Annotated in this window: 11 protein-coding genes; 9 read left to right on the top strand and 2 right to left on the bottom strand. The window is 66.5% G+C overall.

All coding sequences use genetic code 11. From position 1 onward, the window contains the following. The first annotated feature begins 438 nt into the window (after positions 1-438). Both IEW15_RS09710 and IEW15_RS09705 read left to right on the top strand, forming a co-directional pair. On the top strand, positions 439-1,518 hold the full coding sequence (locus IEW15_RS09710; protein WP_188577258.1) for a TAXI family TRAP transporter solute-binding subunit: 1,080 nt from the start codon (positions 439-441) through the stop codon (positions 1,516-1,518). A gap of 211 nt (positions 1,519-1,729) precedes the next feature. Continuing rightward, a complete protein-coding gene (locus tag IEW15_RS09705) occupies positions 1,730-3,685 on the top strand; it encodes a TRAP transporter permease (RefSeq protein WP_188577256.1) in 1,956 nt (651 codons plus the stop codon). Between the two features lie 39 nt (positions 3,686-3,724). Here the strand turns inward: IEW15_RS09705 and IEW15_RS09700 are convergent, their stop codons facing one another. Beyond that, the gene (locus IEW15_RS09700) at positions 3,725-5,080 is read right to left on the bottom strand and encodes an NAD(P)/FAD-dependent oxidoreductase (RefSeq protein WP_306432603.1); all 1,356 of its coding nucleotides are present in this window, start codon (positions 5,078-5,080) and stop codon (positions 3,725-3,727) included. Between the two features lie 433 nt (positions 5,081-5,513). Between IEW15_RS09700 and IEW15_RS09695 the strand changes: the two genes are divergently transcribed. From IEW15_RS09695 to IEW15_RS09670, 6 genes are all read left to right on the top strand, one after another. Further along, positions 5,514-6,854 (top strand): glutamine synthetase family protein, encoded by a 1,341-nt coding sequence (locus tag IEW15_RS09695; RefSeq protein WP_188577254.1) that lies wholly within the window; start codon positions 5,514-5,516, stop codon positions 6,852-6,854. 282 nt (positions 6,855-7,136) lie between these two features. Further along, positions 7,137-8,270, top strand: a complete 1,134-nt coding sequence (locus IEW15_RS09690; RefSeq protein WP_188577252.1) for a polyamine ABC transporter substrate-binding protein — start codon at positions 7,137-7,139, stop codon at positions 8,268-8,270. Between the two features lie 164 nt (positions 8,271-8,434). Then, positions 8,435-9,595, top strand: a complete 1,161-nt coding sequence (locus tag IEW15_RS09685; RefSeq protein ID WP_188577250.1) for an ABC transporter ATP-binding protein — start codon at positions 8,435-8,437, stop codon at positions 9,593-9,595. 73 nt (positions 9,596-9,668) lie between these two features. Next, entirely contained in the window at positions 9,669-10,619 is a 951-nt protein-coding gene (locus tag IEW15_RS09680) for an ABC transporter permease subunit (protein WP_188577248.1), read from the top strand. A gap of 14 nt (positions 10,620-10,633) precedes the next feature. Further along, positions 10,634-11,458 carry an ABC transporter permease subunit gene (locus IEW15_RS09675; RefSeq protein WP_188577246.1) on the top strand — a complete coding sequence of 275 codons (825 nt, stop codon included), beginning with the start codon at positions 10,634-10,636 and terminating at the stop codon, positions 11,456-11,458. Positions 11,459-11,586: 128 nt separating this feature from the next. Next, on the top strand, positions 11,587-11,802 hold the full coding sequence (locus IEW15_RS09670; RefSeq protein WP_188577244.1) for a hypothetical protein: 216 nt from the start codon (positions 11,587-11,589) through the stop codon (positions 11,800-11,802). A gap of 100 nt (positions 11,803-11,902) precedes the next feature. Here the strand turns inward: IEW15_RS09670 and IEW15_RS09665 are convergent, their stop codons facing one another. Then, positions 11,903-12,745, bottom strand: a complete 843-nt coding sequence (locus IEW15_RS09665) for an enoyl-CoA hydratase-related protein (RefSeq protein ID WP_188577286.1) — start codon at positions 12,743-12,745, stop codon at positions 11,903-11,905. 254 nt (positions 12,746-12,999) lie between these two features. On the opposite strand from IEW15_RS09665, the gene IEW15_RS09660 reads away from it, so the two are divergent. Then, complete coding sequence (locus IEW15_RS09660) at positions 13,000-14,034, top strand: phosphotransferase family protein (RefSeq protein WP_188577242.1); 1,035 nt, start codon at positions 13,000-13,002, stop codon at positions 14,032-14,034. The last annotated feature ends 19 nt before the right edge of the window (positions 14,035-14,053 follow it).

Raw genomic sequence — 14,053 nt, 5'->3', positions numbered from 1 at the left:
CGTCCATGGCGCAGCCGGTATTCGTTGTGGCACGGCCGGCATGGATGGTGTCGTTGCCTGGAGAGCGGCGCTTTAAAAGACGCGTCATGGATGGACCAGCGGTGTTTGAGGACGGGGCGCGCAACAGCGGCAGGCGCTTGAGAATGAAGAGCGCATCGACCGTATGGTGATGCCACGGCTCCGTCAATCGCACCGCGGCCTGGTCACCATTCGGTCATCACCGCATCCCGCGCCCAGAATCGCCCACAAGTTGCACCATATCGGGCCAACCGCATAAAAACGCGGGTCATTTCCATGGAAATGCCTTAAAACAATCGCAATAAGAGATTTGTTCGGTTTCATATCGCGGAATCAGAACATTCCACAAGGCCGGACCCGCATCCGCATCGATGACGCAGGGCCCCGGGCAGGGGCCTGCGAGGGGGAGTTCACGGGGACATGACCACAATCTGCGGCCGCGCCACGCGCGGCGTTCTGACGGGGGCATTCAGGGCCGCCGCCGTCGGCATGGCGGCGCTGTGCGCAACCGCCGCCATCTCAACCGGCCTGTTGACCACCACGACCGCGGCCCGCGCGGCGGATCCGGCCCGGGTCACCTTCGCCACAATCAGCAACACCTCGGATGAATACGCCCTCGGCGTCGCCTGGTCGACCCTGCTCGACAAGGCGGATGCCGGCGTGGCGATGCAGGTCGCCCCCCATGGTGGCACATCCAAGCTGCTGCGTGGCGTGGTCGACAAGGACTGGGAGATCGGCATCATCGCCTCGCCGCATCTGCTCTATGCCCGCGACGGGCTGTTCATGTTCAACGGCCGTGGCGACACCAGCAAGTATTACGACGACGTCCGCGTGCTGCTGACCCTGGAAAGCGGCGTCGCCCATTACGTCGTCCGGGCCGGCAGCGGCATTCACACGCTCGCCGACCTGAAGGGTAAATCCATCGCTCTCGGCACGCCCGGCGGGTTCTCCGGCACCATCAACGAAGCCCTGCTCGCGGCCCACGGCCTGGATGTCCACGGCGGCGACGTCCAGGGTCAGTATGTCGAATACGCGACCGCCATGGATGAATTGCGCAACGGCACCATGGACGCGGTCTATCTGTGGGGTGGTCTGCCGCAGGGCGCCGTCGCTTCGGGCGCGCTGCAGAGCGAGCTTGCCTATATCGGCGTCGACGATGCGGCGATGACCGGCTTTCACAAGACATTTCCCGCCGCCGATTATTACGACCGGGTCGTGATCACGCCCGAGATGCTGAAAACCGCCTATGACGGACACGTCAAGGCCGATGCGCCGGTCACAAGCTGGACCACCCGCATGCAGATCATCGTCCATCGCGACATGCCGGATGATGTCGCCTATGCGCTGGTCAAGGCGTTGTGGACCCATATCGACGACGTTCACGCCGCATCACGCGAGTTGCGCGCGATGACCATCGACAGCGCCGTGCAGAGCGCCAGCGGCATCATTCACCCTGGCGCGAAACGGTTTTACGTCGAACAGGGCGTGATGAAGCCCTGATCGCCTGAACCGGCGGCCAGAGCGGCTCGATCACCTGCGGCTCCATCACCTGCGGCGTATCGACCGCCGCCGCCCCGCCCGCCCGCATATGGCCCCCAAAGGCGATCGCCCGCCGCGATAACGGCCGGCGCCTGCCCATCCGCCCATGCCGAAAACACCCGGTGCGCCTGGCCCCGACGGGCAATTGCACCGGCAGGGGAAGGCTTTGCCCATGACCATCACCTCAAGCGGCGACGATCTCGGCCACATGACCGGAGACGGCGTCTGGATCCGGGCGACGGCCCGGCTGGCCGATGCCTGTGGTCTCGCTCTCATGATCTTCATCCTGGCGACGATCCTGCTGGGCGAAATGCCCCTGCCGGTGCAGCGGGGGATCGTCCTGCTGCTCGGCTCGGCGGCGATCCTGCTGTCGCAGCCCAGCCTGCCGCCCTCGTGGCGCCGGACCACCGGCGGCACTATCGTCGACCGCCTGCTCACCATCGCCTTCATCGCCACCATTGCCTGGGCGATGATCTATATCTTCATCGACTGGTACGACATGTTCTCGTACCGCATGGGTTTTCCCTTGCCCGAAGACCTGATGGTGTTCGCGGCAACCCTGATCGTCACGCTTGAAATCACCCGCCGGTCATGCGGCCTGGGCATGGCGCTGCTGGTGGTGGGCTTCATGGCCTTCATCTGGGCCGGGCCGTGGCTTCCCGGCGTGCTGCACCACTCCACCGTCCGCGTCGAGGTGGCGCTGGAAGAGATGTTCGGTCAAGGCGGCATCCTCGGCTCGTCGCTGGGGCTGATGGCCTCGATGATCTATGTCTTCGTGCTCTATGGTGCCGTGCTCAGGGCCAGTGGTGCCGGCGAGGCGATCATCCGGCTGGCCGGGCGCGGCACTCGACGGGTTCCGGGCGGTCCGGCCCAGTCGGCCATCGTCGCCAGCATGGGCTTCGGGTCGCTGTCGGGATCGGGCCCCGCCAATGTTCTGGCGACCGGGTCGTTCACCATTCCGTTCATGATCCGCGTCGGCTATCGCCCGAGCTTCGCGGGTGCCGTGGAAGCCTGCGCCTCGACCATCGGCCAGATCACCCCGCCGGTGATGGGCATCGTCGCCTTCCTGATGGCCGACATCACCGGCATTCCCTATGTCACCATCGTCATCGCCTCGATCATTCCCTGCCTGCTGTTTTATGGCAGCATCTCGATCCGTGTGATGCTGGCCGCCAAGGCCGAAGGTCTGTCGCAGGCCGATGCCCGGGCCGCGGCCGAGCTGCCGCCGGTCACGCGCGCCAATGTCATCGAGGGCCTGACCGTCCTTGCCTCGGCCACGGCCATCGTGGTGATGCTGGCGCAAGGCTATTCCCCCGCCTATGCCTGTCTCGCCGGTATCGGCGTGCTGCTGGGCGGTGGCATCTGGCACCGGCCGATGCGCATGGGGCCGCAGAAGATCGTTCAGGTGCTGATCGAGGCGGCGCGCGACGGGCTCAGCCTGCTTGCGATGTGCGCCGCCGTCGGCATCATCCTGGCGGTGGTCAACATGACCGGCATCGGCCTCGCCTTCAGCAAGCTGGTGCTGGCGGTGGGCGGTGACAGCCTGTTCCTGGCGCTGCTCGCGACCATGGTGGCCTCGCTGGTGCTGGGCACCGGCCTTCCCACCACCCCGGCCTATCTGCTGCTGGCCTTCACCGTGGTGCCGGCGCTGGTGCAGCTGGGCCTGCCGGTGATCACGGCGCATCTGTTCATCTTCTATTTCGGCATCATGTCGGCGATCACCCCGCCGGTGGCGCTGTCGGCCTTCTCGGCATCGTCGATCGCACGCACACATCCGATGACCCAGGCCTTCGCCGCGGTCCGGATGGGGGCCACCGGCTTCATCATCCCGTTCCTGATGGTCTATCATCCGGGCGTGCTGATCGTGGATCAGGGACTGGCCCAGATCGTCTCGTCGACCATCGCCTGTGCGGTCGCGGTAACGGCGCTGGCCGCCGCCGATCAGGGCTGGCTGGTCCGCCGGCTCAATCCGGGCTGGCGCATCCTGCTCGGCCTCGCGGCCTTCGGGCTGATCCTGCCGGGCATCACCTCCACCATCGCAGGGATTGCCGTGCTGGTGGCAACGGTTGCGGCACAACTGGTCCTGGCGCGGCGCGAACAGTCACCGGCGATCGCCACGGCGGACTGACCGCCAGACCATCAGGTCACGTCAGGGCATCAGGTCACGTCAGGGCATCATGTCGCGCAGGCGATACCAGCCCATCGCCAGCACCAGCAGCGGCATGCGCGCCCAGCCGCCGGGAAAGTCGATATGGCGCAGGCGGTCGAACAGGTCGAAGCGGCGGCGATCTCCGGCCATCGCTTCGACCGCCAGCCGCCCGGCGAGCGCGGTCAGCGCCAGCCCGTGGCCGGAAAAACCCTGAAGCACGATCAGCCCCGGCGCCACTTCGGTGAAATGCGGCGTGCGGTCATGGGTGATGTCGGCGAACCCGCCCCAGACCTCGGATGTCGGCACCGTGGCCAGTTCGGGAAACACCGCCAGCATCGAGCGGCGCATGCTCCGCTCCAGGTTGATCGGCGGCCGGCCGGAATAACTGACCTTGCCGCCGAACAGCATCCGCCGGTCGCCCGACAGCCGGAAATAATCCAGCACGAAATTGCAGTCGGAGACCGCCACATTGCCCGGCAGCAGCTGGTGGGCCAGGGCCGGGTCCAGCGGCTCCGTCGCCAGCACATAGGTGCCGACCGGCATCACCTTGTGGCGCACCGCCGGCACCAGCCGGCCATTCTCGGCATTGGCCGCCACCACAACATGCGATGCGGTGATGGCGCCCGACTGGGTCTCGACCCGGAACCGGGCGGCGGGCCCGCCGCCCGCGGATGCCGGGCGCAAGATGGCGGTCGCCGAGGTTTCCTCGAAAATCTGGGCGCCGGCCGCCTCCGCCGCCCCGGCCAGCCCGATCGCATAGGCCAGCGGGTCCAGATGGGCCGCGCCATGGTCGAGCATGCCGCCGACATAGCGTGCGCTGCCGACATGATCGCGGATCCGGCCAGCCGGGATCAGTTCCGAACGGTCATAGCCCCAGCGGCGCTCGCGCGCCATCTCGGCCTCCAGATCGCGCAGGTGTCGCGGCTTCACCGCCGCCGTCAGCACGCCGTCGGCCAGATCGCAGTCGATGCCGTGCGCGGCGATGCGGGCGCGGACCAGATCCAGCGCCTCGACGGTCATCTGCCACATCTCGCGGGCCGTATCCTCGCCGACCTTGGCGATCAGCCGGTCGGTGCCCGACGAGAAGCCGCTCAACACCTGCCCGCCATTGCGGCCCGATGCCCCCCAGCCCACGCGCCGCGCCTCGATCAGCGCCACCCGCATGCCGCGCTCCGCCGCGTCCAGCGCCGCCGACAGGCCGGTCAGCCCGCCGCCGATCACGCACAGATCCACCACCAGGTCACCATCCAGCGGCGACCGTCGCCGCATGCGGCCCAGATTGGCGGCGGCATAGCGCGAGCGGGCATGCGGTTCCGGCGGCAGGGGCGGCACGCTGGACATCGGGATGGGGGCTTTCGGATCGGCGGCGGTCATCGGACGTGGTCTCCTTCGACCTTTGGGGCGCGATTTCAGGGGCAGAACCGGCACCCGGAACCGCCATCACGACAGACCGCGCCGAGTATCCGGCCCGCCGCCGGGGCGGGTCAAGCGCGGCCGGCGCCACGGCAGCCATGCGTTCGGCGCGGCCTGCTTGCAATCGTCTCAAACGCCGACGTATCCTTGATCGGTAACGTGTCGGCCCGCCAGGTCCAGCGTCGATCCTGTCAGAATGCCCCCCGCACCCGGCGGTACGGCCCCTCGCATCGCTTGCCCGCCCGTCCCCGTGGTGGTTCGGCCCCGGCTGTCATGGCTCGAACTCTCGTGGCTCCGGCTGACGCCGCCACGCAATGGCGGGCAACGGCTGCCCTGCCCGTCCGGGGCGCGTGGCCGCTTGTCGGTGCGGGGTTCCCTCATATCCTGGTGGTTTATGGATACCCTTGCCGAATGGCTCAAGGCCAATGCGATTACCGAGATTGAATGCCTTGTGCCGGATCTGAGCGGCGTTGCCCGCGGCAAGATCCTTCCGGCCGATAAATTCGTCCGCAGCCTGGAAAGTCACGGGCTCAGGCTGCCCGAGCCGGTGTTCACGCAGACCGTGACCGGCGAATATCCCGACGAGGACATCACCGACGAGGCGATGCCCGACGTCTGGATGAAGCCCGATGAAAATACCGTCCGCAAGGTGCCGTGGTATGTGGATGCCACCGCCCAGGTGCTGTGCGACTGCTATTACCTGGACGGCCGGCCCTGCGATATCGCGCCGCGTTACGTTCTGCGCCGCGTGCTGCAACGCTTCGCCGACAAGGGCTGGGCGCCGGTGGTGGCGCCGGAGCTGGAATTCTTCCTGGTCAAGATCAACCACGATCCCGACTATCCGCTTGAGCCGCCGGTCGGCCGCAGCGGCCGCCCCGAAACCGGCCGCCAGGCCTTCGGCATCGACGCCGTCAACGAATTCGATCCGCTGTTCGAAGAGATGTACGACTTCTGCGAAGCCCAGGAGATCGACATCGACACCCTGACCCACGAGGCCGGGGCCGCACAGATGGAGATCAACTTCAACCATGGCGGCGCGCTGGAACTGGCCGATCAGGCCTTCCTGTTCAAGCGCACGGTGCGCGAGGCGGCGATCCGTCACAAAGTCTATGCGACCTTCATGGCCAAGCCGATGCAGCGCGAGCCGGGCAGTGCCATGCATATCCATCAGTCGCTGACCGATGCCGAGACCGGGGCCAACCTGTTCGTCGGCCAGGGCGGCGCCAGCACCGAACTGCTGTATGGCTTCATCGCCGGCCTGCAGAAATATCTGCCGGCCGTGATGCCGCTGATCGCACCCAACGTGAACAGCTATCGCCGGTTGATCCGCTATTCCGATGCGCCGATCAATGTCGAGTGGGGCTATGAGAACCGCACCTGCGGCCTGCGCGTGCCCCATTCCGAGCCCGAGGCACGGCGGATCGAGAACCGGGTGCCCGGCGCCGACGCCAACCCCTATCTCGCGATCGCGGCCAGCCTTGCCTGCGGCTATCTGGGCATGGTCGAGGGGCTGACCCCGGGCGAGCCGTTGCGCGGATCGGCCTATGTCCGTGCCCATGGCCTGCCCCGGCATCTGCCCGAGGCACTGACCCGGCTGGCCGATTGCGATCCGCTGGTGGAACTGCTGGGCGAGCGGTTCGTGAAGGTGCTGATCGCGGTCAAGGAAGCCGAGTATGATGCCTATTCCAGCGTGATCTCGTCGTGGGAGCGGGAGTGCCTGCTTCTCAACGTCTGAGATTTGGGGCCGGGTGTCGAGACATCGAGGCCCGGCCCGCGATCCCGGCCGATCTGTGCACGAAACCGGACGAGCGGCGTCGAACCTCCCCCGGCCGCGGTTGACCGCGGTACCCGCCTTGTCGAAGAATGCCGGTCGGAACGGTGCGATCCTGTCGAGGGGGAACCCCGATGGGTCACATCCGCTCCGGCTCGCCCCGAATGGCCGGTCCCGACCGGCGGAAACGGAACCGAGCGCGGAAACCGCTTTCAAGACCGCGCGTGATGAGATGAGGCGCCGCCCATGACCACCCGACGACGCACACCGCGCCAGACCGCCGGCGCCTTTGCCGCCGGTCTGCTGACCCTGGCCCTCGGCACCACGGCTGCGACCGCGGCCGAGGAAAAGGTTCTGAACGTGTACAACTGGTCCGATTATGTGGCCGAGGACACGATCTCGAATTTCGAACAGCAGTCGGGCATCAAGGTCAATTACGACGTCTATGACAGCCAGGATGTGCTTGAATCCAAGCTTCTGGCCGGCCGATCGGGCTATGACATCGTGGGGCCGACGCTGGCGCCCTATGCCGCGCGCCAGCTCGCGGCCGGCATCTACCAGAAGCTCGATCCGTCGAAGATCCCCAATCTCGCCAATCTCGACCCCAAGCTGATGGAGCGGGTGGCGAAATACGACAAGGACAACGCGCATCTGGTGCCCTATATGTGGGGCACCACCGGCATCGGCTATAACGTGAAGATGGTCAAGGAACGGCTGGGCGAAGACGGGCCGCTCGACAGCTGGCGCCTGCTGTTCGACCCTGAGGTCGTGGCCAAGCTCGCCGATTGCGGCGTGTCGGTGATGGACAGCCCCGACGAGACCTTCCCGGCGATGCTGAACTATCTGGGCCTCGATCCCGACGGCCATAAGGTGGATGAGGTCGACAAGGTGGCCGAGGGCTACATGAAAGTGCGGCCCTTCATCCGCAAGTTCCACAACAGCCAGTACATCAACGATCTGGCCAATGGCGAGGTCTGCGTCGCCATGGGCTATTCCGGCGACGTGCTCCAGGCCCGCGATCGTGCCGCCGAGGCCGAGAATGGCCACGAGATCGCCTATCTGATCCCGGCCGAGGGCGCGCAGCTGTGGTTCGACATGCTGGCGATCCCGGTGGATGCCCCGCATCCCGAGAACGCCCATGCTTTCATCAACTATGTCCTTGAGCCCAAGGTGACGGCGGCGATTTCCGACTACGTCGCCTATGCCAACGCCAATGCCAAGGCGACCGAGCTGGTGTCGGAAGACGTGCGCAACGACCCCGGCATCTATCCCACGGCCGAGACCATGGACCGGCTGTGGGTCGTCACCCCCCACGACCTGAAATATGAACGGGCCCGCAGCCGCGCCTGGACGCGGATCCGCAGCGGCACCGAAGGCTGAGGACATCCGGCGGCCATCTCTTCCCGGGATGGCCGCCGGGTCCAGACCCGGGTCCGGCCAGGCCGATCAGGTCCACGCCGATAGAAAAACACCGTCAGCATCGTCCGGCTGCAACGCATCGCGTGCAGCCTTGATCGGGTCTCTGTGTGGGGGAATGGCGCGCGATGAGCATTGAACAGCCCGACCGCGTGCGGGCAGCGCGACCGGCACCGGTTCAGCCTTGGGCTGCGCCCGACGCCAAGCCCTATCTTCAGATCGTCGACGTGACCAAGCGGTTCGGCGATTTCATCGCGGTCGACAACCTGTCGCTCGATATCTATCGCGGCGAGCTGTTCTCGCTGCTCGGCGGGTCGGGCTGCGGCAAGACCACCCTGTTGCGCATGCTGGCCGGCTTCGAGACCCCGACCGCCGGGCAGATCCTGATCGACGGCGTCGATGTGGCGCGGGTGCCGCCCTATCAGCGGCCGGTCAACATGATGTTCCAGTCCTATGCGCTGTTTCCGCATATGTCGGTGGAACAGAACGTCGCTTTCGGGTTGAAGCAGGAAGGCCTGCCCAGGGCTGAAATCCGCGACCGGGTCGCCGAGGTGCTGACCCTGGTGCAGATGCAGGATTTCATGCGCCGCAAGCCCGACCAGTTGTCGGGCGGGCAGCGTCAGCGCGTGGCCCTGGCCCGCAGTCTGGTCAAGCGGCCCAAGCTGCTGCTGCTGGATGAACCGCTGGGCGCGCTGGACAAGAAGCTGCGGGAACGCACCCAGCTTGAACTGGTCAACATTCAGGAAAGCGTCGGCGTCACCTTCGTCATGGTCACACATGATCAGGAAGAGGCGATGACCATGTCCAGCCGCATCGGGGTGATGCGCTCGGGCCGCCTGGACCAGATCGGCACGCCCAACGAGATCTATGAATATCCGACCAGCCGCTATGTCGCCGATTTCATCGGCTCGGTCACCATGTTCGAAGGCTATCTGGCCCATGAGCATGTCGACGGCACGGTGATCGACAGCGAGGAGACCGGCGGCCCGATCCATGTCGCCCATGGCGTGTCGGCCACCGAGAACCAGACCCTGTGGGTGGCGATCCGGCCCGAGAAGATCCGTCTGTCGCTGACCGCGCCCACCGATACCCCCAACGTCTTCCGGGGCGTGGTGCAGGACATCGTCTATCTGGGCGACGTTTCCACCTATCATGTCCGGCTGCCCAGCGGAAAGATGGTGCTGGCCACCACCCACAACATGCTCCGGCTGGCCGAGCCCGAGATATCGTGGGACGACGAGGTTTATCTGTCCTGGCATCCGGGCAACGCCGTGGTGCTGATCGCCTGAGGGCTGCATCCGCGCGCATGCCTCCACCGCCACGCCCTGGCGCACCGTCTCAGATCTTGAGGGGACCGACCGCATGGCCGACCTCGAAACGCCGATCGACCCAGCCGCCGAACCCGACGGTGCCCGGCGCCGGTTTCGTCTGCCCCGTCCGGGACGCGGGCTGGTGGTGGCGGTGCCGTACGTCTGGCTGCTGCTGTTCTTTCTGCTGCCCTTCGTCATCATCCTGAAGATCAGCCTGTCGCAGGCGGTGATCGGCCAGCCGCCCTATACGCCGCTGCTGGAATGGGTCGACGACCTGTCGCTGGCGATCAACCTCAATTTCGGCAACTTCGCCTTCCTGTTTGAAGACGCGCTCTATCTGAACGCCTATCTGAACAGCATGGAACTGGCGGCGATTTCAACCGCCGTGGCCCTGCTGCTGGGCTATCCGCTGGCCTATGCGATCGCCCGCAGCGACCAGAAGGTCCGGCCGCTGCTGCTGCTGCTGATCGTGCTGCCGTTCTGGACCTCGTTCCTGATCCGGGTCTATGCCTGGATCGGGCTGTTGCAGAGCAACGGGCTGATCAACAACGCGTTGATGTGGGCAGGCGTGATCTCGGAACCGCTGCCGCTGATCAACAACAATTTCGCGGTGGTGATCGGCATCGTCTACAGCTACCTGCCGTTCATGGTGCTGCCGCTCTACGCCACGCTTGAGAAGATGGATATGAGCCTGCTGGAAGCCGCCGCCGATCTGGGCTGCCGGCCGGTGAAGGCGTTCTTCACCATCACCCTGCCGCTGTCGATGCCGGGGGTGATCGCCGGCGCGATGCTGGTGTTCATCCCGGCGATGGGCGAATTCGTCATTCCCGACCTGCTGGGTGGTCCCGACACGGTGATGATCGGCCGGGTGCTGTGGAATGAATTCTTCCAGAACCGCGACTGGCCGGTGGCATCGGCGGTGGCGATCGCGATGCTGCTGCTGCTGGTGGTGCCGATCATGATCTTCCAGAATGTCCAGGCGCGCAGCGCCGAACGTGGTTGAGGGGCGCTGACGTCATGGCCTCACGCTTCCCCTGGTTCCGCCTGCTGTCGCTGCTGACCGGCTTCCTGTTCCTGTATGTGCCGATCCTGCTGCTGATCATCTATTCCTTCAACGCCTCGCGGCTGGTGACGGTCTGGGCCGGCTTCTCGCCGAAATGGTATGGCGAGCTGCTGGCGGACAGCGCCATCATGAACGCGGCCTGGGTCAGTTTCCGGATCGCCGCCATCTCGGCCACCCTGGCCCTGGTGCTGGGCACGATGGCGGCGCTGGTGCTGGTGCGCTTCGGCCGCTTCCGCAGCCGTACCCTGTTCTCGGGCATGATCAGCGCGCCGCTGGTGATGCCGGAAGTCATCACCGGGCTGTCGCTGCTGCTGCTGTTCGTCACCCTGGAACAGATGATCGGCTGGCCGGCCGGGCGCGGGGTGATGACCATCATCATCGCCCATGTCACCTTCTGCACCGCCTATGTGGCGGTGATCGTCCAGGCGCGTCTGGCCAGCTTCGACATGAGCCTGGAAGAAGCGGCGCTGGACTTGGGCGCCCATCCGGCCAAGGTGTTCTTCGTCATCACCCTGCCGATCATAGCACCCGCCCTGGTCGCGGGCTGGCTGCTGTCGTTCACCCTGTCGCTCGACGATCTGGTGATCGCGAGCTTCGTGTCGGGGCCAGCCTCCAGCACCCTGCCGATGGTGATCTTCTCAAGCGTCCGGCTGGGCGTCAGCCCCAAGATCAACGCGCTGGCCACTATTCTGGTGCTGCTGGTGACGGTCGCGGTGGTGCTGGCGGCGTGGCTGATGCGCCGCTCCGCCAATGCCTCGCGGGCGGCAAGCGAGGGCTGAACCTTGGCGAGCGGTGGATGCAGGGCTGCCCCGCGCCTGCCAAGTGGTTGTATTTTCACAGCCCCCCTGCACAGCACCGCCGATCTGCGCTATATATAATCCATCATCAACCACCAACAGGTGACCTCGTGCGTCTTGCACATCTGTTTGCCCTGCCCGGCGGGTTCGATGGCCACGCGCTCAGCGCGCAGCCCGTCGCCCGCACCGAGACGGCCCAGAGCCGTATGCGGGGCAACGCCAAGGGACCGCGTTACACGCGGCCGTTCAGCCAGTTGTTCGGTCCCGCCACACTGGGTGCCGCCGCGACCGCGCCGTCGCGCCGCCGGCAGGCCAGCTGGTTCTGACCGTCGCGTTCAGCGACGCTCGGCAGGCATAAGAGGGGGTCGCTTTCGCGGCCCCCTTTCATTTTGACCACCGCCCGCCCGGCCGGCCCGCCCCCTGGCTTCAGGCTTCAGGCCACCATGCCGACATGTAATCCGCCTCGGCCAGCGTGCCGGTGAAGCGCGGCTGGCGCCGCTCCTTGAAGCTGTCGACGCCCTCGCGGACATCGTCGCTGGCCAGGCGCGCCGCAACCGCCCGGCTTTCCAGGGCATGCGCGACCCGCGGGTGATCGGCCCCCAGCATCCGCCACAGCAGTTGCCGGTTGATCGCCACCGAAGCCGGCGCGCAGTTTTCGGCGATGTCGCGGGCAATCGCCCGGGCCCGGGGCAGCAGCGCATCGGCGGGCAGCAATTCATGCACCAACCCGCGGGCCAGGGCCTCCGTGGCCGGAAAGGTCCGCCCGGTCAGCATCCAGTCCTGAGCGGTCTGCATTCCCACCAGCCGGGGCAGGAACCAGCTTGAGCACGACTCGACCGCGATGCCGCGCCGGGTGAAGGGAAAGGCGAACTTCGCCGTATCGGCGGCAAGCCGCATGTCCATCGCCAGGGTGAAGGTGGCGCCAAAACCGGCCGCCGGGCCGTTGATCGCGCCGATGACCGGTTTGCGCATCCGGAACAGCCGCAGCACCGTGACCCCGCCGACATCGGCCGGCACGCCCTCGCCGGTTGCCGGATCACCACCGGCCGGCAGCTCGAAGCCGTTGGAGATATCGGTGCCGGCACAGAAGGCCCGCCCCGCGCCGGTCACGATCACCGCCCGGACGGCATCATCGGCATCGGCGGCATCCAGCGCCGCCACCAACTCGTCCTGGGTCTGGTTGCGGGCCGCGTTCATCACCTCCGGGCGCTGGAAGGTGATCGTCGCGATGGCATCCGCCACCTCGTAGGAAATGTCATCAAAGGTCATAGGGGCATTGGTCGTCATGGGCAGGCTCTCCTCCCGGACCGGCATTCGCGCCGAAGCATGTGCTGGTCCATTTGTCCGACAATCGGATTGACAGAACGATAGCCCTGCCTCTAGCTATTGTCCAACCACAACACGAGCCGCCGGATGCAGCCCGGTGTCGCGGCTGCCGCCGCGCCCCTGGATGAGCCGCCCGGCACTGCATGGCCACGCCGGTTCGTCCGTCCGGCAGATGAGCAGAAGATCCAGCACACCCGATGACCGCCGCAACCCGTGCCCCCGACGACCTCGATGTCCCGGCCCTGACCGCTTATCTGGCGGCGACGCTGGACGGCATCGGCCGCGCGCTGACCCTGACCCGGTTGGGCGGCGGACAGTCGAACCCGACCTATTTCCTCGACAGCGGCGAGCGGCGGCTGGTGCTGCGCAAACGCCCGGCCGGCACGCTGCTGCCCTCGGCCCATGCCATCGACCGGGAATACCGGGTGCAGGCGGCCCTGCGCGACACCGGGGTGGCCGTGCCGGAGATGGTCCATTTCTGCACCGATGAGCGGATCGTCGGCACCCAGTTCTATGTGATGGAACGGGTCGAGGGCCGTGTGCTGCACGACAACGCCCTGCCAGGGATTCCGACGCCGGAGCGACGGTCCTATTTCGACGCGCTGGCACTGATGCTCGCCCGGATCCATCAGGTCGACGTCTCCGGCGTCGGGCTTGGCGATTATGGCCGCAGCGGTGGCTTCGCCGCCCGCCAGATCGCCCGCTGGACCCGGCAATGGCAGTTGTCGCGCACCGCCGACAACGCCGCGATGGACCGGCTGATCGACTGGCTGCCGCGTAACCTGCCCGACGACGACCAGACGACCCTGGTCCATGGCGATTTCCGCCTCGGCAACGTCATGTTCCACCCGACCGAACCCCGGATCGTCGCGGTGCTCGACTGGGAGCTGTCGACGCTCGGCCACCCACTGGCCGATCTGGCCCATAGCTGCATCTACACCTGGATGATGCGGCCGGATGAATATGGCCGCGGGCTTTCGGATGTCGATGTCGCGGCTGTGGGCCTGCCCGACATGGACAGCTTCACCCGGCGATATTTCGACGCCTCGGGCCAGACCGGCCCATTGACCCGGTTCTATCTGGTCCTGGCGCTGTTCCGGAACGCGGTGATCTTCGAGGGGATCGCCGCGCGGGCCCGCCAGGGCAATGCCGCATCCGACGACGCCACCGAGGTCGGCCGCCTGGCGCCGGCGCTCGCCGCACGGGCAGCCGACCTCATCGCCAACGCCTGATACACGCCATCGCAACCAT

Source organism: Tistrella bauzanensis (genome assembly GCF_014636235.1).
Classification (GTDB): Bacteria; Pseudomonadota; Alphaproteobacteria; order Tistrellales; family Tistrellaceae; genus Tistrella; species Tistrella bauzanensis.
Note: the sequence above shows the minus strand (reverse complement) of the source record. Positions and strands in the feature narration are given on the sequence as shown.